The 16960-nt window shown below is 59.9% G+C and carries 14 protein-coding genes; 8 read left to right on the top strand and 6 right to left on the bottom strand.

The window, feature by feature from the left end; all coding sequences use genetic code 11:
• The first annotated feature begins 149 nt into the window (after positions 1-149).
• The gene (locus J4E63_RS10655; RefSeq protein WP_207281917.1) at positions 150-1070 is read left to right on the top strand and encodes a LysR family transcriptional regulator; all 921 of its coding nucleotides are present in this window, start codon (positions 150-152) and stop codon (positions 1068-1070) included.
• Positions 1071-1186: 116 nt separating this feature from the next.
• Here the strand turns inward: J4E63_RS10655 and J4E63_RS10650 are convergent, their stop codons facing one another.
• Positions 1187-2188, bottom strand: a complete 1002-nt coding sequence (locus J4E63_RS10650; protein WP_207281916.1) for an ABC transporter substrate-binding protein — start codon at positions 2186-2188, stop codon at positions 1187-1189.
• A 287-nt stretch (positions 2189-2475) separates the two neighbouring features.
• Between J4E63_RS10650 and J4E63_RS10645 the strand changes: the two genes are divergently transcribed.
• Genes J4E63_RS10645 through J4E63_RS10635 form a run of 3 tightly spaced genes read left to right on the top strand, consistent with a single transcriptional unit; the run spans position 2476 to position 6520 of the window.
• The gene (locus tag J4E63_RS10645; RefSeq protein ID WP_207281915.1) at positions 2476-4068 is read left to right on the top strand and encodes an ABC transporter permease; all 1593 of its coding nucleotides are present in this window, start codon (positions 2476-2478) and stop codon (positions 4066-4068) included.
• Positions 4065-4880 carry an ABC transporter ATP-binding protein gene (locus J4E63_RS10640; RefSeq protein ID WP_060742880.1) on the top strand — a complete coding sequence of 272 codons (816 nt, stop codon included), beginning with the start codon at positions 4065-4067 and terminating at the stop codon, positions 4878-4880. Before J4E63_RS10645 ends, J4E63_RS10640 begins: the two co-directional genes overlap by 4 nt.
• Positions 4881-4909: 29 nt before the next feature.
• Entirely contained in the window at positions 4910-6520 is a 1611-nt protein-coding gene (locus J4E63_RS10635) for an arylsulfatase (protein WP_207281914.1), read from the top strand.
• 100 nt (positions 6521-6620) lie between these two features.
• On the opposite strand, the gene J4E63_RS10630 is transcribed toward J4E63_RS10635, so the two are convergent.
• Positions 6621-7247 carry a hydrolase gene (locus tag J4E63_RS10630; RefSeq protein ID WP_207281913.1) on the bottom strand — a complete coding sequence of 209 codons (627 nt, stop codon included), beginning with the start codon at positions 7245-7247 and terminating at the stop codon, positions 6621-6623.
• Between the two features lie 231 nt (positions 7248-7478).
• Here J4E63_RS10630 and J4E63_RS10625 point away from each other — a divergent pair, with 231 nt between their 5' ends.
• On the top strand, positions 7479-8375 hold the full coding sequence (locus J4E63_RS10625; protein ID WP_207281912.1) for a LysR family transcriptional regulator: 897 nt from the start codon (positions 7479-7481) through the stop codon (positions 8373-8375).
• Between the two features lie 282 nt (positions 8376-8657).
• On the opposite strand, the gene J4E63_RS10620 is transcribed toward J4E63_RS10625, so the two are convergent.
• Entirely contained in the window at positions 8658-9440 is a 783-nt protein-coding gene (locus J4E63_RS10620; RefSeq protein WP_207281911.1) for an EAL domain-containing protein, read from the bottom strand.
• Between the two features lie 195 nt (positions 9441-9635).
• Here J4E63_RS10620 and J4E63_RS10615 point away from each other — a divergent pair, with 195 nt between their 5' ends.
• Positions 9636-11318 (top strand): diguanylate cyclase, encoded by a 1683-nt coding sequence (locus J4E63_RS10615; protein WP_207281910.1) that lies wholly within the window; start codon positions 9636-9638, stop codon positions 11316-11318.
• A gap of 126 nt (positions 11319-11444) precedes the next feature.
• Positions 11445-11837 carry an ester cyclase gene (locus J4E63_RS10610; RefSeq protein WP_207281909.1) on the top strand — a complete coding sequence of 131 codons (393 nt, stop codon included), beginning with the start codon at positions 11445-11447 and terminating at the stop codon, positions 11835-11837.
• A gap of 146 nt (positions 11838-11983) precedes the next feature.
• Here the strand turns inward: J4E63_RS10610 and treS are convergent, their stop codons facing one another.
• From treS to J4E63_RS10595, 3 genes are all read right to left on the bottom strand, one after another.
• Entirely contained in the window at positions 11984-14050 is a 2067-nt protein-coding gene (treS, locus tag J4E63_RS10605; protein ID WP_207281908.1) for a maltose alpha-D-glucosyltransferase, read from the bottom strand.
• A 281-nt stretch (positions 14051-14331) separates the two neighbouring features.
• Positions 14332-15762, bottom strand: coding sequence for a diaminobutyrate--2-oxoglutarate transaminase (locus J4E63_RS10600; protein ID WP_207281907.1), 1431 nt, complete (start codon positions 15760-15762; stop codon positions 14332-14334).
• A gap of 38 nt (positions 15763-15800) precedes the next feature.
• Positions 15801-16016, bottom strand: a complete 216-nt coding sequence (locus tag J4E63_RS10595) for an MbtH family NRPS accessory protein (RefSeq protein ID WP_207281906.1) — start codon at positions 16014-16016, stop codon at positions 15801-15803.
• Positions 16017-16219: 203 nt separating this feature from the next.
• Between J4E63_RS10595 and fhuF the strand changes: the two genes are divergently transcribed.
• On the top strand, positions 16220-16957 hold the full coding sequence (gene fhuF, locus J4E63_RS10590) for a siderophore-iron reductase FhuF (protein ID WP_207281905.1): 738 nt from the start codon (positions 16220-16222) through the stop codon (positions 16955-16957).
• The last annotated feature ends 3 nt before the right edge of the window (positions 16958-16960 follow it).

The raw sequence follows: 16960 nt of genomic DNA, 5'->3' as shown, positions 1-16960 counted from the left end.
AACGTTTCCCGGCAACGCTCTATCAATATGCAATTTTGATCTAGCAAATTAACGGATGCATCGTTGACGGAATAAGAGCTTGCATTTAAAACCTCTGCTCCCTTGGTCGCAAATGCCTTCGACCTATTTTTAAAATGCAGGGAAAGCATATGGATCTTCGCCAACTGCGCTATTTCATCGCCCTTAACGAACACCGCAGTTTCGTACGCGCGGCCGACGCCATGGGCATCACCCAGCCAGCGTTCAGCCGCAGCATCCAGGGGCTGGAACAGGAATTCGGCTGCGTACTGGTGGACCGTGGCCACAAGGATCTGCGCCCTACCCCCGAGGGCCAGGTGGTACTGCAACACGCACTGACCCTGGTGCATGGCGCAGCCTTGCTCAGCAGTGAAGTGACACGCATGACCAAGCTCGACGCCGGCGACCTGCGCTTCGGCTGTGGCCCGGCACCCGCCGTGAAACTGGTGCCCGACGCCGTGGCGCGCTTTATCACCGCCCACCCGAAAATCCGCACCGGTTTCCAGGTGGATAACTGGGAAAAACTCAGCCGCGCCCTGAGCCGAGAAGAGATCGAATTTTTTATCGCCGACATTCGTCAGTTCGAAACCGACCCGAATTTCCAGACCCGCGCGCTGACGCCCAAGCGTGGGGTGTTCTTCTGCCGGCCTGGGCACCCGCTGTTGGCCAAGGACAGCCTGTCGACCAACGACATGTTCGATTACCCACTGGCGGCACCGCTGATCTCCCAGGGCGTTCGCAAACTGCTGGCGAACCTCAGCGGGCGCATGGATTTCTCACCGAGCATCCAGACCGAACATTTCCCGGCGCTGGTCAAGATCGTGCTGCAGTCCAATGCCATCGGCGTGGGCACCGAGGAAGCCTTCGCCGACGACATCGCCCAAGGCACGCTGGTACTGCTGCACTGGCGCAACCTGCCACAGAACATGGACACCCTGAGCGCCCGCTGCGGCATCGTCAGCCGCACCGGTTCACGCTTGTCGCCAGCGGCGAAGGCGATGATCGAGACGTTGCTGGAGGTGGATCAGCAGGCCATCAGCGTGGCGGTCTGACCGGCCTCTTCGCGAGCAAGCTCGCTCCCACCTCCGACCGCGTTTCGTCAGGATGAATGTAGTCGAATGTGGGAGCGAGCTTGCTCGCGAAAGCGATACCCCGGACACCACCAGACTCAGAGCCCTGCCGAGGCCAGGTTCGGCGCCACCCAATCACTCACCTGGAACGGCCTGCGAATCAGCTTTTCCTTCGACGCCAGGTCGACCGCCCCCTGTAATTTGCCCAGGAACACCGGGTCCAGGGTCGACAGGAAGATCTCGCTGAGGGCCTGGTCTTTCAAGTCATTGGTCAGGATCAGCGGTGGGTAGCTGGCCCGCCCCGACACCAGTTGAATGTAGGCCTGCTTGTTGTTGTCATCGGTCAACCATTGCACCGCTTGCTGCTGGACCTTGAGCAGCTTGGCCACCGCGTCGGGGTGCTCGTCGACGAACTGTTTGCTGCCCACCAGAACCGCCTGCACGCTGCCGGCGCCACCGAGGTCCTTGGTGGTCAACGCTATTTCCGCCAGCCCCTTGGCTTGCAATGCGGTCAAGTTCGAGCCGCCCCAGGTGGCGTCGATCTGCTTGGCGGCCAAGGCGGCACCGGCTGCGTTGTAATCCAGGTTGATGATTTTCAGATCCTTTTCACTCAAGCCCTGGCTGGCCAACGCGGCGTCGAACGACAACTGGCTGGCCGTGCCGCGAAACACCGCGACACGCTTGCCCTTGAGGTCCTGCAAGGTCTTGATACCCGAGCCCGGCACCACGCCGAGGTACTGCTTGAGGTCCCGTGCGGTGGCACTGAGCAGGCGGGTATCCAGGCCATTGGAGCGACCGATGATCGCGGCCAGATCGCCCAGGTAGGCCAGGTCCACCTGGCCATTGGCGAAGGCTTCGTTGATCACCGGGCCCGCGCCCTTGAAGTAATTCCACTGAATCTTGATGCCCTGGTCGGCAAAGGCTTTCTCGAAGATCTGCTGCTCGCGCAACACATCCGTTATGCCACCGCCACTGTGCTGGCTGCCGGCACTGAGGTCAGGCACGGCAATGCGGATTTCCTTGAGTTCGGCAGCATGCACCAGCCCGGCCAACGCAGTGCCCGCGAACAGAGTGATCAGACGTTTAAAAGGCAATTTCATAAGCGCAGCTCCTTGTGGGCGAGGGTCGCCTGGGGAGCAGAAAGTAGGCACACGCTGAGCAAAACTTTAAATACTATAAATTCACACTTTAATAGCTTTTAGACCTATGCAAGTTAAAACGCCGGCCCCAGAGGACTATGCATAAACAGCATCGAAAATATTCTTCGAATGCATTGGATGCGTGCAGGGCAGAGGCTTTAAATGATTTTCTTATCCCTCAATCATCTTGATTGCATTTTTATAAGATCAAAATCACATAACGCCATTGGCGACAACGGAGGTCTTCCATGGCCCGAATTTCACTTTTGAGCCTACCGCTCGCGGCCCCCAGCGCCAAGCCGCACTGGCCGGTAATCAATGAACGCCTGCTGCCATGGCTGCTGCCTTTGGCGCTTTTCGCGCTGTGGTGGCTGGGCAGCCGCCATCACTGGATGAGCGAACAGATTCTGCCACCGCCGTCGCTGGTATGGAGCAGCGCGGTGGAACTGGCCGGCGGCGAGCTGTGGAGCCATCTGGCAATCAGCTTGCAACGCCTGTCCTGGGGGCTGCTGGCGGGCATTGGCAGTGGGGCGTTGCTGGGGGCACTGCTAGGCTTCAGTGCGCGCGCCGAGCGCCTGGTGTTTCCGACGTTCAGTGCGTTGTCGCAAGTGCCGACGCTGGCCTGGATCCCGTTGTTCATGGTGTTTTTCGGCATCGGCGAAACCCTGAAACTGGTGGTGCTGGTGAAGGCGATCGTGGTGCCCGTGACCCTGCATACCCTGGTGGGCGTACGCGACGCCCAACCCCATTTACGTGAAGCCGCCCGCGTACTGCGCCTGCCCACCCACCTGTTGATCCGCCGCCTGATCCTGCCCGCCGCACTGCCTGCATTCATGGCCGGCGTACGCCTGGCCCTGGCGGCCGGCTGGACCTCATTGCTGGCGGTGGAGTTGCTGGCCTCCAGCGAAGGCATCGGCTACCTGATGGTCTGGGCGCGCCAACTGTTCATGCTCGATATCGTCTTCGTGTGCATCGTGATCATCGGCGTACTCGGCGTGGTGATGGATCGCGGCATTGGCTGGCTGGACCAAAAATGGGTGCACTGGCCGCACCCGGCCACCGCGCAGATTCGACGCGGCCCGCGCTATCAAGGCTGGCAGCGCCTGCAACCGTGGCTGCTGCCCCTGCTGCTGTTGAGTCTGTGGCAGGTGGCGACGCAACAGGCTTGGGTAGACGCAAACATTCTGGTCAGCCCCTGGCTCGTGCTGCACACCACCGTCGCCGGCGCACTGGACGGCAGCCTGAGCGGCGCCTTGGGCACAAGCCTGAAACGCACCCTGGGCGGGTTGCTGCTCGGCGGCGGCCTGGGCTTTGCCATGGGCCTGTGGCTTGGGCTGTCGCGGCGCAGCGAACGAGTGCTGGGACCGACCCTGGCAGCCCTGCGTCAGATCGCGATTTTCGCCTGGGTACCGCTGCTCACCGCCTGGTTTGGTCTGGGTGAGTTGACCAAGTGGGTGTTTATCGCCCTCGCGGCGTTTTTCCCGCTGCTCATCGCCACCCAACGCAGCGTGCTGAACCTCTCGCCACAGCTCAGCGAGGCCGCTCAGGTGCTGCGTCTGAGTCTGGCCCAGCGGCTGCGCCGTCTGATCTTGCCAGGCGCTGCCGCGGGGATTTTCGCCGGCCTGCGCCTGAGCCTGATCTACGCCTGGCTGGGCACCATCGGTGCAGAATATTTCATGCCGTCCAACGGCGGTATCGGCAGCCTGATGATCGGCGCCCAACAACTGCTGCGCATGGACCTGATCATGAGCGGCATGCTCCTGGTCGGCCTCACCGGCGCAGCCCTCAACTTGATCGGCCAACGCATCGAAACCCGTGCTACCCGCTGGAGACACGCATGAACGCACCGATTGTCAGCTTCAACCATGTGGGCAAGTCCTTCGACGTCGACGGCTTCGAGTTGGAGGCTATTCGTGAATTCAACCTGGACATCGCCGAAGGCGAATTCGTCGCGATTGTCGGCTCCAGCGGCTGCGGCAAATCCACCCTGTTGCGCCTGCTGGTGGGGCTCGACACCCAGTTTAGCGGCGAGATTCGCGTCGACGGCCAAACGGTCAGCGGCATCGGCGGCGAGCGCGGCATCGTGTTCCAGGAGCACCGTTTGTTTCCTTGGCTGACCGTCGCGGAGAATATCGGCCTGGGGCTGGTCAACGAGCCCATCGGCCAGGCTGAACGTAACCGGCGTATCAGCGATTTTATCGAGCTGGTGGGCCTCAGCGACTTCACCCGTGCCTATCCTCACCAGTTATCCGGCGGCATGGCGCAACGGGTGGCGATTGCCCGGGGCCTGGTGGCCAGCCCGCGCATCCTGCTGCTGGACGAACCCTTCGGCGCCCTCGACGCCCTGACCCGCCAACAGATGCAGGACGAACTCCTGGCGATTCGTGACCGCGCCAAGATCACTACGGTGCTGGTGACCCACGATGTGGAAGAAGCGATTTTTCTCGCCGACCGTGTGGTGGTGATGGAGCCGAGGCCTGGGCGAATCAAGCAAGTCGTCGACGTTGCCCTGCCCCATCCACGCCAACGCAGCAGCTTCGAATTCCACCAGTTGCGTGAAGAGCTGCTGCACGAGTTGACCAGCGATGACCATTACCAGCCACCGGTGCGCGAACAGATCCGCGACCTGCCCCTGGCCTTTATCGCCTGCTGAAAGACTGCCTGCTAACGAGGAGCGCCTTGATGCCGCAACGTCCCAATTTTCTAGTGATCCTGGCCGACGACATGGGTTTCTCCGACCTGGGTGCGTTTGGTGGGGAAATTGCCACGCCGCACCTGGACGCCCTGGCGCTGAATGGCCTGCGTCTGACCGATTTCCACACCGCGCCCACCTGTTCGCCAACGCGCTCGATGCTGCTCACCGGCACCGACCACCATATCGCCGGCATCGGCACCATGGCCGAGGCCCTCACCCCGGAGCTGATCGGCAAGCCCGGCTACGAGGGCTACCTGAACGATAAGGTAGCGGCACTGCCGGAGCTGCTGCGCGAAGCCGGTTACCAGACACTGATGAGCGGCAAATGGCACCTGGGCCTGACCGCCGAACTGGCGCCTCACGCTCGTGGTTTCGAGCGTTCGTTCTCGTTGTTGCCAGGGGCGGCCAACCACTACGGTTTCGAACCGACCTATGACGAGCACACGCCGGGCCTGCTCAAATCCACGCCGGCGCTGTATATCGAGGACGACACCTTCGTCGAGCAACTGCCCAAGGACTTCTATTCCTCCGATGCCTTTGGCGACAAACTGCTGCAGTACCTCAAGGAGCGCGACCAGGCCCGGCCATTCTTTGCCTACCTGCCGTTTTCCGCACCGCACTGGCCGTTACAGGCACCCTCCGACATCGTTGAAAAATACCGTGGCCGCTACGACGCCGGCCCCGAAGTGCTACGCCTGGAGCGCCTGGCAAAACTCAAGGCCTTGGGGCTGATCGACGCCGATGTCGAGCCCCACCCTCTGATCGAATTGAACACCCAATGGGCCGCCCTGACCGACGAGCAGCGCCAGGTGTCGGCCCGTGCGATGGAAGTGTATGCGGCGATGGTCGAGCGCATGGACTGGAACATCGGCCGGGTGGTGGAGTACCTGCGCCAACAAGGGCAATTGGACAATACGTTCATTGTGTTCATGTCCGATAACGGTGCCGAAGGTGCGTTGCTGGAGGCCTTCCCCAAGTTCGGGCCGCAGTTGCTGACCTACCTCAACCAGCATTACGACAACAGCCTGGACAACATCGGCCGCGCCAACTCCTACGTCTGGTACGGGCCGTCGTGGGCGCAGGTGGCAACGGCGCCGTCGCGGTTGTTCAAGGCATTTACCACCGAGGGTGGGATTCGTGTGCCCGCGCTGGTGCATTATCCCCAGCTGTCGCTCAAGGGGCGCATCAGCCATGGGTTCGGCACAGTGATGGACATCACACCGACCATTCTGGACCTGGCCGGCGTACGTCATCCCGGCACACAGTGGCGCGGCAAGCCCGTGGCGCCATTGCGCGGCAAATCGTGGCTGGGCTTCCTGTCGGGCGAGACCGGCGAGGTGCACGACGAACACACGGTCACCGGCTGGGAGCTGTTTGGCCGCCGCGCGATTCGCCAGGGCCAGTGGAAAGCCGTGTACATCCCCGGCCCCGCAGGGCCGGCGACCTGGCAGCTGTATGACTTGGGCCAGGACCCGGGCGAAATCCATGACCTGGCGCTGAGTCAGCCGGACAGACTGGCCACTTTGATTGGCCATTGGCAGCAGTACGTCGACGAAACTGGCGTGGTGCTCAGCGCATCGCCGTTTCAGCCGGATTGAATGTCCGACCTAAAAAACTCTACGCGGTCTGAAGGTGGCGACTTTCGCAAGCGCCACCCCCATCCTGTTTACAGCTTCCTGAGTTGTGCCGAGTCGCCTTCTAGAGCGCCTTCTCAGCGTTAAAACCGTCGAAGTTTTCGAAGACACCCATAAAGCCCGGGACAGTCGACTCCCGTGCCCAGTCGCGCTGGAGCTCGCAGTACATCTGCACACGGCTGATGAGTTTCGCGCCCGCCTGCTCGATTCGACGAAGGGCGGCCTCGTGCGCGGCGACTGACGTGCCACCGACCGCATCGACCGGCACATACACCTCATAGCCTTCCTGGATTGCGTCCAGTACTGGGAACGTCAGGCAGGCTTCGGTCCAGAGCGCGGTCATGATGAGCTTGCGACGGCCGATTGCCTTGACCGCCTGCTTGAACTCAGTGTCCTCCCAGCTATTGATCGAGGTGCGGTCATAAGTCGGCAGATGGCCGAGCACATCCCGCAACGCTTGAATCGGCGGTTTGTTGCGACCGGTCGCGACGTTGACCGTCGAATGGATGATAGGAAGGTTGTAGTTGATGGCCGCCTTGGCAACGCTCGTGATGTTGAAAACGAGCTCGTCACGGGGCATCGAGCGAATCGAGGAGACCTGGATCGGCTGATAATCGATGATGATCAGCGCGCAATTCTCAGGCGATAAGAGTTGGTCGGTATGGGGGTTGCGAATAGTCTCGCTTGTCATTGTCTGGTCCTGTTCTCAGTTGTGATGCACGTGTGCCAGAGAGCCAACGCTCACTCGTATGGACGGGCATGGCCCTGACGAAGTGTCTACTGATGTTGTCAGTGGATTTGGGTTTCCAGGCAACCTGCGCCACTGGCGACATTGCCCGGAAGCGAGGATTATGCTGTTCCCATTTTCGACGCAGTAGTCGCAACACGAGGCTAGCTGTGTCGCACAAGGAGGAACGCTGACTTGGATATAGAAGAGCTGCAAACATTCGTGGAAGTGGCTGACGCAGGGGGCGTTTCGCCTGCGGCGCTCCGGCTTGGCGTATCCAAGTCGATCGTCAGCCGCAGGCTCGCCCGGCTTGAAGCGGAACTTGGCATCCAGTTGCTTGCACGATCCACCCGCGGGGCCGCCCTCACTGAAGCCGGGGCCACGTTCCGAGATTATGCGGCCAGGGTCTGCGCCGAAATCGAGGCAGCCAGAGAAACGATCCTGCCGACAGGCGCCCTTCGTGGTCGCTTACGCGTCGCGGCGCCGCTGTCTTTTGGCCCGACCCATTTCGCGCCCATGCTCGCGCAAATGGCACACCGTCACCCCGAGCTTCATATCCAGACCTGCTACAGCGATCGCTTCGTTGATCTCATTGCCGAGGGGTTCGATTGTGCGATACGCGTCGGGTACCTCCCCGATTCCAATTTGATCGCGAGGAAAATCGGCCCGATCTACACCAAGCTCGTCGCGAGCCCAGGCTACATAAAAGCGCATGGGGCACCAGAGACACCGGACGAGCTCATGGCCCATGAGGCTCTCCTGCAGGGGACCGAAGCGTGGCAATTCATGGTGGGTGACAAGGTCATCACGGTTCGTCCGCAGGGCCGCTTCAAGGCGGACAACGGCATAGCGCTCGTGGCTGCCGCAACCGCGGGACTCGGAATCGCGTACCTGCCGGATTGCCTGACTTATGAACATGTGAACTCAGGGGCGCTCGTGCCGATCATGACCCGGTATCCACCACCCCCGGCAGGTGTATACGTGGTCCGTCCGCCAGGCCAGCATCCGGCACGGAAGATACGAATGCTCACAGAGCTTCTGATCGAGTCATTCGGACAGTCTCCGCACTTTGCGGGGCCTGCTCGTATTTGATCGCAGCGAAGATCACCGTTGGCCGGCCACTTCGTGACTCAAGCGATTGAGGGCTACTAGTCGCCTGCCTCCGCTGACAGCCCTGAACTCAATGGCCTACGGCGGGAGGTGATGCCAACCTGCCTGTACATTTTTTGAGCGCCCGTTCAACCCCCCTGCCCACTTGGCATCAGCGCGGTTATCCACAGACATACTCACGGATTTCTTGGATAACTGCATGGGATCGTGAAGCACGCCTGCCGTAGCGAACCTATGGATTCGAGCCCGCCTTTACCGCACACTTTACTGCACACCGTCATCGAAGCATCCAGCCGGCAGATGACCGACCGCGGGCCTTGCATACAAATATCCCTGCATCAGTTCGATACCCATGCCTAGCAGCGTCGAGCTTTCTTCACGGGTCTCGACACCTTCGGCGATGACCAGGATATCCAAGCGCCTGGCGACCAGGATGACTCCTTCGACGATCGCTTGTTTGACCGAGTCTCGATCAATGTTTCGGGTCAATGCCATGTCAATCTTCAGCACCTGCGGCTGGAACATGGCCAGCAGGTTAAGGCCCGAATAGCCCGCGCCAAAATCGTCGATGGCGGTAATGAACCCCTGGCGCTCGTACTCCACGAAAATCGATTTGAGATGCTCAGGGTCTACCACCTTCTCGCCTTCGGTCACTTCGAACATAAGCCTTTCTGGCGGAAAATGGGTCAGGCGCGCCGCTTCCAGAGTGGCCCGGATACACGTCTCTGGCCGGTATACGGCGTTGGGCAGGAAATTGATGCTCAGCAAGCAATCGGGAATGTCCAGCAGCCCCAGCCTTGCGGCTTCTTCGATGGCCTTCACCCGGCAAGCCTGGTCGAATCGGTAGCGGTTGCTGTCGTTGACGAGCCCCAGGATGTAGCCAGCCGATTCGCCATTGATGCCTCTGACCAACGCCTCATAAGCAAACGCAGCACGTGTCCGGACGTTGAAGATAGGCTGGAAGGCCATGGTGAAATCAAACCCCAACGCTTCATGGTTGCGGCATTCGGCGCAGCCGAGCGATTGGAACGGAGGGCGTTTCGTCATGATCAATATTCCGTGGCGGTCGTGATACATCCCTGCGGATACAAGGAACTGTAGCCGACACCACTTGAATCGGCGCGGGCCGAAGTTTCTGATCAGCGGATATGCAATCTTTTGACCGTCTAACGGTTTTAGCGTGATACACCTACGCCATTAACCTTGCTCGCCGATAAGATGTGAATCCCATTGGAGCTGACGATGCCCCATCGCACACCCAGACTTCTCCTCGCAGCAGCTACTGCCACATTGGTCATGTCCGTCACGGCCGCAGTAGGTCCGTTTACCCTGTTCTGGACGAACGAAACGCGTAACGACCGCAACCTGGTAGAAAAGCAGCTGGACGGCATCCGCACGGTACAAGGTTTGCTCGTGGATGCGGAGACAGGCGAACGCGGGTATGCATTAACGGGGATGGAGACATTTCTTCGCCCTTATTACATCGCCACGTCGCAGCTTCCCGACGCGATCAAGCTGCTTCGTGAAAACTATCGAAACGATTCGGCCGCTGAAATTGCCAAGGTGGAGGACTTCATCGAGAAGTCCGCACTGAAGCTGGACCACCTGGACATGGTGATCAAGCTGCGCGGCACCCAAGGTTCCGCTGCGACGGTGGCCGAAATCGCTACGGGTAACGGCAAGCACCTCATGGACCAGGTCCGCGACCTGGGGAGCGAGCTGATTCAAGCAGAAATCGAGGAGGTGGCTGTTCTGGACAACCAGCTTAACGCCAACCTGCGTTGGGCCGTCGCCGTTTCCATTGCAAGCTTCCTGCTTACGCTTGTGCTGGGCCGTTTCATCTACGTGTCCATGCGCCAGACCATAAAACGCCAAGCCGAATCGACGGCTAGCGCGCTTTCTTCAAGCACCCAACTGAGCAAAAGCCTGAAAAACCTTGAGCGGCGCAACGCGGAAATAGGCTTGCTCGCAGAAATGGCTCGCCTGCTGCAGACGGAAATGAGCCAAGAGGAAACGCTCCAGCTGGTCAGCACTTATTGCCAACAGTTGCTGGACGGCAGTAGTGGAACGCTATACCTGTACCGCAATTCGGCTGATGCTTTGCAACCGGCCGCAAGCTGGGGCCACGTCGAGGCTCAATCAGATGTCCTCATCGGCCCCAAAGACTGTTGGGCCATACGTCGAGGCCATCCCCATGTGGTTGAACATCGTCATGAGCTGCGCTGCGCCCACTACTCAGACAAATCAGAGTTCGACGATGGCGACATTCACTGGTGCCTGCCTTTGATAGCCTACGGAGAAACATTGGGACTCTTGCATATCCAGCATGCTGGCGGAAATGACGATAAGGAAGTCAACCGCCAGTTTGCGGAAGCTGCCGCGGAGCAAACCGCGCTAGCGCTGGCGAACGGCAGGATGCGCCAGGTCCTGCAAGTCCAGTCGATTAAAGACCCGCTGACTGGCCTGTATAACCGTCGCTTCATGGAAGAAACTCTCAAGCGCGAACTCTCCAAAGCCACTCGAGACGCAGTAGACCTTAGCCTCATCATGCTCGACCTGGACAACTTCAAGAAACTGAACGACATCCATGGTCATTCTGCGGGTGACGCGGTGTTGCGAAGCACGGCATCCTTGATCATGAAGTCAATCAGAGCCACCGATGTCGCCTGCCGGTTCGGTGGAGAAGAGCTGATCATCATATTGCCGGATTGCTCCATTGAAGACGCTCTCCTGCGAGCCGAATCCATCCGGGATTCGCTGGAAAGCATGAGCCCTACGGATGGAATGCAGACGTTCAGCGTTACCGCATCCTTTGGCGTGGCCTCGACGACGCGTAACGGGACCGATCAAACCCTATTGCTGCAAGCAGCGGACGCCGCGCTGTATAAAGCCAAGCACGAGGGGAAAAACCGCGTAGCCTCGTAGCCGGTCATAGGGAGGGAAGAACTTAAGCCGCCTTAAAACAACCAGCAGCCAAGCGGCGGGCCCTCTTTCTCCGATCGCCGTCGCAACGCCTGTATGACCTTGGACAAAGAGAGGAGAATCAGCCCCATGACCTCGAGCCTTGCCGATCTTTATAGCGACTACATCGCCTGCCTGAATGCACAGGACTGGGAAAACCTAGGTCACTTTGTGCACCCGGATGTGGTTCATAACGCGAGACCATTAGGGTTGCACGGCTATCGAAGCATGCTGGAAGCGGATTATCGGGCGATCCCCGACTTGCGCTTTGCAATTGAATTCCTGGTGATCGACCCACCGAAGTTGGCGGCTCGCCTGGCCTTCAATTGCACGCCGGTTGGGGAGTTCCTGGGCCTGGCGGTGAATGGGACACGCATCGCCTTCGCCGAAAACGTCTTCTACGCGTTCGAGGACGGCAGGATCCGCGAGGTCTGGTCGGTCATCGATAAGGTAGCGATCGAAGCTCAGCTCCGATCAGCGTAGCGGATGGCTCAAGGCTGCAGGTTATCCAGGCCAGCTCTTCCCCATGGGTGACGGAGCAGAGCATAGACAAAGCCTTGACTAAGCCTGACCAGAACTTATGGCATGGGTGGGTGATTGAGCGATCAACCACCTCGCTTTCCCAAGCCCTAGATCATCGGTGAGCTGCTCACCACCCGGAGCGCCAACCCCTCGAACGCATCCAGTGTGATGGTGAATTCGCCCTCAGGCGTAAGGTCGCCTTCGACCCGCTCATTGATGATGTCGACCACCGGCCCGGGCGCGATATTGGGCAGGTGCAGGGTTTCAGTGATCGGGGTCGAACCGAAGTTCAGCGCGGTGATTTGCGTACCTTTGCCGGCCGGCAATTCGTGAACCATGATCAGCAGCCCCGGATGCTCGACGTCCGGAATCAGTATCTGGCGACTGGCGGCGATGTCATAGGCACGGCGCGCAGCGAGGATCTTGCGCAACTGCGAGACGAACGAATCCGGATCTTTCAACTGGCTTGGCAAGCTGCCGTACAGGGTCTTCGGCCGCGGCATCTGGCCGGCCGACAATGCCGCATCAGGGCCAAGGTCCACCAGATCGTAGGCACCGCGGTGAATCCAACGTGTGTCGCCGTCGCCCATCAGATGCTCGACCTGTTCGGCCGGCAACGGCAACGCGCCGACCAGGTCCCAGCCAGACAATGCGAATACACCGGGTTGCATCGCGTTATACATCACCAGCAGCAGATGTACCTGGCGAATCTGCTGGACATCTGCCGTCGTAATGGCATCGAGATCGCGAATCCCCAGCGCCGCCGTGATGATGCTCGCGGTGGTGCAGGACACGCCGTTGGTGACGAATTTCAGATTGTAGGGCGCATGCTCTCCAGTGAGGCGCTCGTACATCTGCTCGCGGATGTGCTCACGCAGGATGCTGCCGGGAAAGGTCTGCCCCTGATAGAGGTAAGTATCGTGCGCGTGCAGGGTCCAGAAGTGCACCAACTCCAGGGTCAACTCATCATGATTCTGCAACGCATGAATCAGCGAGCCCGGATCGATGCCGAGGGTGTGCATCTGCCGCAGCATCAAGCGCAGGAATTCGGCATCGCCCATCAGCAAGGCATGCTGGTAGGCGGGTCGGGTGATGAAGTCGTAGGAGAGATCCGCCCCACCGTGGGACATGGCGGCGATATCGTCTACGGTCAGGTTCAGCTCCTGAAAACTGAAGCCGCCGGCCTTGCGAATCGCTCCAGCGAGCAACTGGTTTCCGGTGATCGATAGCGGATGGCTTTCGGACCAGGCGGTACCCTCGAGTTTGCGCTCTACGCCAAGAAATCCGTTGGCGTCCAGGCGCAGGATTTTTGCCCCCGAGACATCGATGGCATGCAGCGCGTCCCCGATGATCATCTGCTGAGCGGCAAAGGTAGGGTCCAGCCAGTTCAGCGAAGGTTGCCCTTCCTTGAAGTAATGCAGATAGACCCAACGGCGCGGCTTGCCGTCAACACCCATCACCACCGGTGTCGCACTCCAATCGGTTTCCTTGACCCCTGGTTCGAAAAAGATCACCCGTTGCAACTGTCCGACGATGTAATGCTTGTCCCGCAGAACGTCGACCTGCTGCGGGGTGAGGTTCTGCGCATCACGGCCCTCGGCAATGTCGGGCAGCAGCGGCCAATCCTCCTCGCGGATTTCCACCATGTGGTAGAGCCCCGGATAATCTTCATACGCCATCTCGGCCAAACGAAAATCCGCGCCTTTGCCGGTATGAGACGGGATGACATCCTCGATGACGACCGCATTGTGCGCCGCGGCCATTCGGGTCAACGCTTGCAGCTGCGCATCGGTGCCCAATTGCGGGTCGATGTCGAAACTGATGCGGTCAAAATTGCCGTCAATCGTCGGTGTGTAGTCACTGCCCGAAAGGCCACCGGACCTTTTCAAAGGGCCATTGTGGATGCCCTGGATACCGATTCTCGACAGCGCATGCCATAAGGTTTCATCCCCCAGCGCTTCAAGCACAGTGCCATTTTCGCGGGTAACGATGGAGGCCGGATACGCGGTGAACCACACCGAAGCCAATGCCGAGGCGTCGCGAGGCCGAGTATGCGCATAGGGCTGCTGCCACATTCGGCCCTGGCCCGAGTAGAGCTTGGCGCGCTTCCTCGCAGCATTGAGCATCGATTGTTCGACCAGCCAGTCGACATGATTTTTCTCAGCTGCCGTCATGGACACAATCACCTCCGTCATGAAAAACCGCAGTCGCCCCTCTCCAACCGAAGCGCCGCTCGTTTTCATATGAGGCCACCACGCGACATTCGTTGCATCGAATCAGGACTCCGATTCGAATTGAACAACAACGCGTCCAAGAGATACCTCGTTGGAACGTAGCGCAGAGGTAGACGCCATCCGTGAGGCGTTGAATACCGCCTCACTCCCACCGCCGAGCGCACCCAAAAAACAATGCCCCGAAAAGTCGGGGCATTGCTTCAAGCGTCACCGCCAGGTTTTTACGCGATGTGCAGTGCCCTTCCCTTGACTTCTGCCAGCGCATTGGCCAAAGCGACGTGGAAGAGTTCAACCAACACGTCGACTTCTTCGGGCTGGATAATCAACGGCGGCAGGAAACGCACAACGGCACCATGGCGCCCGCCAAGCTCCAGAATGACACCCAGGCGCAGGCATTGACGCTGGATGGACTGGGCCAGGGCCGTGTCCGCTGCCGGTACACGGTTATCGCTCGGCGTATCGCTGACGATCTCCACCCCCACCATCAATCCTCGGCCGCGGACCTGACCCAGGCACGCGTAATCGCTTTGCAGCCGACGCAGATGCCCCATCAATCGTTGCCCCATGACCTCGGCGTGCCCAGGCAAGTCTTCACTGATGATGTGACGTAGCGTTGCAGCCCCCGCCGCCATCGCCATCTGATTGCCGCGGAAGGTGCCGGCATGGGCGCCTGGTTTCCAGGTGTCGAGTTCTTCGCGGTACACCATCACGGCTAACGGCAGGCCGCCGCCGATGGCCTTGGAGAGCACGAGGATGTCCGGCTCGATATCCGCATGTTCGAACGCAAACAGTTTGCCGGTACGGCCCAGGCCGGTCTGTACTTCATCAATGATCAGCGCCACGCCAAACTTGCGAGTCAACTGGCGCAGGCCCTGGAGCCACCGGATCGGCGCCGGAATCACCCCTCCCTCGCCCTGCACGATTTCGACCACCACGGCCGCGGGTGGCAAGACGCCGGACTCCGGGTCGCTGAGCAGTTGCTCGATAAAATGCAGGCCGGCATCGATACCGGCTTCGCCGCCAATGCCGAACGGGCAACGGTAGTCATAAGGGTATGGCAGGAACTGCACGTCAGCCATCAGCGAACCCAGGGCCTGCTTGGGCCCCAGGTTGCCCATCAGGCTCAATGTTCCCAGCGTCATGCCGTGATAGCCGCCAGAGAACGACAGGATCGGTTTACGTCCGGTGGCCGTCCTGGCCAGTTTCAAGGCCGCCTCGATGCCATCGGCCCCCGTCGGGCCGCAAAACTGGATGCGCGCATGACGGGCAAAGTTTTCCGGCAGCGCGTTGAACAGGTCTTCGACGAAACGATCCTTGACCGGTGTCGTGAGATCCAGGGTATGCAACGGCAAGCCCGAGTCGAGCGTTTGGCGCATGGCCGCAATGGCTACCGGGTGATTATGCCCCAACGCCAGAGTCCCCGCCCCCGCCAGGCAATCCATGAACAGTTGACCCTGGGTGTCGCGGACATAGAGGCCATGGGCCTCCTGCAGCGCCAATGGAATACGCCGCGGGTAAGACCGGGCATTCGACTCACGGGCGGCCTGGCGTTGCAGATACGGGTTGGTATTCAGTTCACGCGGCGCTTGCTGACGAAACTGTTCCAGCGTGAAGGTTGCGCTGGAGGATAGACGGGGCTGGACGCTTTCCATATTGAATTCCTGAGGTGAAGAAACTCTGTCGCGGGCGATCAGCCCTGTCCTTGTTCCTGCATGGCCTGGCGCAAGCTTAACGGGCGCATATCGGTCCAGACCTTTTCGATATAGTCCAGGCACTCTTGCTTGCTGCCGCTCACGTCGAGCGTGCGCCAGCCGGTGGGCACACTTCGATAATCCGGCCAGATTGAGTACTGCTCTTGATCATTGACGACCACCAGAAAGCGCGTATCCGGACTGTCCAAACTCATTGCTTGCTCCTTGACGGGTATGACGGGAAGGATCATACGATACAATACTAATGGTATCGATTCTCATTAATATTCTAAAATTTATGCTTGTTTCTCAAAATTTCATTTCGACGTTGAACAGTCGCATCACGGCAACACCCTGTTTATACTTCGAGCCCTTCTGAACGATAACCTCTCTCAATTCGCGGTCCACGGATGAGTCGATGATTCCCAGCCTTGCCCCGCTGTTCACCGGTCCGCTCGCCGACTACGGTGAAAAGCTGCAACTGCGCAGCCATCCTCGTACGGGCGTACCGGGAGACAGGTTCTTCCAGCCTGGGCATTTCAGCGCCTTCGTCGACGACCTGCAGGCAAGGTACAAAACCGATGAGCGCCTGGCCCTGGTCTCGCTGTGGTCCAAATGGTACTTCAGCACATTCCTGGCACCGGTGATGGCGGCCAACCTGCTCCAGCAATGCGATCTGCCGCTTGCCCTGGCCGACACGGGGATACAACTGGGCCATGACGCGAGGCCACAAGCGCTGTACCTGCCCCATGCGGGCCATCCCTTGCCGCCCTGCACGGCCTTCGAACGATTCCACACACTGATCGAAGGCCATCTGGAGCCCGTCATCGAAACCCTGGTCAGTGCCTCCCGGGCGTCGCCCCGGTTGTTCTGGAGCAATGCCGGCAATACCTTCGAGTTCGTCACCAGCCGTATCGACCTTCACCCGCTCGCCAACGCAGACAGCACCGCACCGGCCAGAGAAATCCTGACCAGCCGCCTGCGCCCCAACGGTCAGCGCAATCCGTTGTTCGCCCCCGTGCAGTACCACGATATCGGTGACGACGAGCCGCAGCGCCTGAGGCGCATCTGCTGCATTCGCTACCGCCTTCCCGGCGTCGGCTATTGCAGCAGTTGCCCCCTCGATGAGTGCAAACGGCAGGAACAGCCCGCCTGACGG

The organism is Pseudomonas sp. FW300-N2F2 (assembly GCF_017351655.1).
GTDB classification, from domain to species: Bacteria; Pseudomonadota; Gammaproteobacteria; order Pseudomonadales; family Pseudomonadaceae; genus Aquipseudomonas; species Aquipseudomonas fluorescens_AA.
Note: the sequence above shows the minus strand (reverse complement) of the source record. Positions and strands in the feature narration are given on the sequence as shown.

What these genes read in the sequence shown, in the direction of transcription:
- J4E63_RS10655 (WP_207281917.1), top strand. Translation starts at nt 150, where the DNA reads ATGGATCTTCGCCAACTGCGCTATTTCATCGCCCTTAACGAACACCGC.
- J4E63_RS10650 (WP_207281916.1), bottom strand. Translation starts at nt 2,188, where the DNA reads ATGAAATTGCCTTTTAAACGTCTGATCACTCTGTTCGCGGGCACTGCG.
- J4E63_RS10645 (WP_207281915.1), top strand. Translation starts at nt 2,476, where the DNA reads ATGGCCCGAATTTCACTTTTGAGCCTACCGCTCGCGGCCCCCAGCGCC.
- J4E63_RS10640 (WP_060742880.1), top strand. Translation starts at nt 4,065, where the DNA reads ATGAACGCACCGATTGTCAGCTTCAACCATGTGGGCAAGTCCTTCGAC.
- J4E63_RS10635 (WP_207281914.1), top strand. Translation starts at nt 4,910, where the DNA reads ATGCCGCAACGTCCCAATTTTCTAGTGATCCTGGCCGACGACATGGGT.
- J4E63_RS10630 (WP_207281913.1), bottom strand. Translation starts at nt 7,247, where the DNA reads ATGACAAGCGAGACTATTCGCAACCCCCATACCGACCAACTCTTATCG.
- J4E63_RS10620 (WP_207281911.1), bottom strand. Translation starts at nt 9,440, where the DNA reads ATGACGAAACGCCCTCCGTTCCAATCGCTCGGCTGCGCCGAATGCCGC.
- J4E63_RS10615 (WP_207281910.1), top strand. Translation starts at nt 9,636, where the DNA reads ATGCCCCATCGCACACCCAGACTTCTCCTCGCAGCAGCTACTGCCACA.
- J4E63_RS10610 (WP_207281909.1), top strand. Translation starts at nt 11,445, where the DNA reads ATGACCTCGAGCCTTGCCGATCTTTATAGCGACTACATCGCCTGCCTG.
- treS (WP_207281908.1), bottom strand. Translation starts at nt 14,050, where the DNA reads ATGACGGCAGCTGAGAAAAATCATGTCGACTGGCTGGTCGAACAATCG.
- J4E63_RS10600 (WP_207281907.1), bottom strand. Translation starts at nt 15,762, where the DNA reads ATGGAAAGCGTCCAGCCCCGTCTATCCTCCAGCGCAACCTTCACGCTG.
- J4E63_RS10595 (WP_207281906.1), bottom strand. Translation starts at nt 16,016, where the DNA reads ATGAGTTTGGACAGTCCGGATACGCGCTTTCTGGTGGTCGTCAATGAT.
- fhuF (WP_207281905.1), top strand. Translation starts at nt 16,220, where the DNA reads ATGATTCCCAGCCTTGCCCCGCTGTTCACCGGTCCGCTCGCCGACTAC.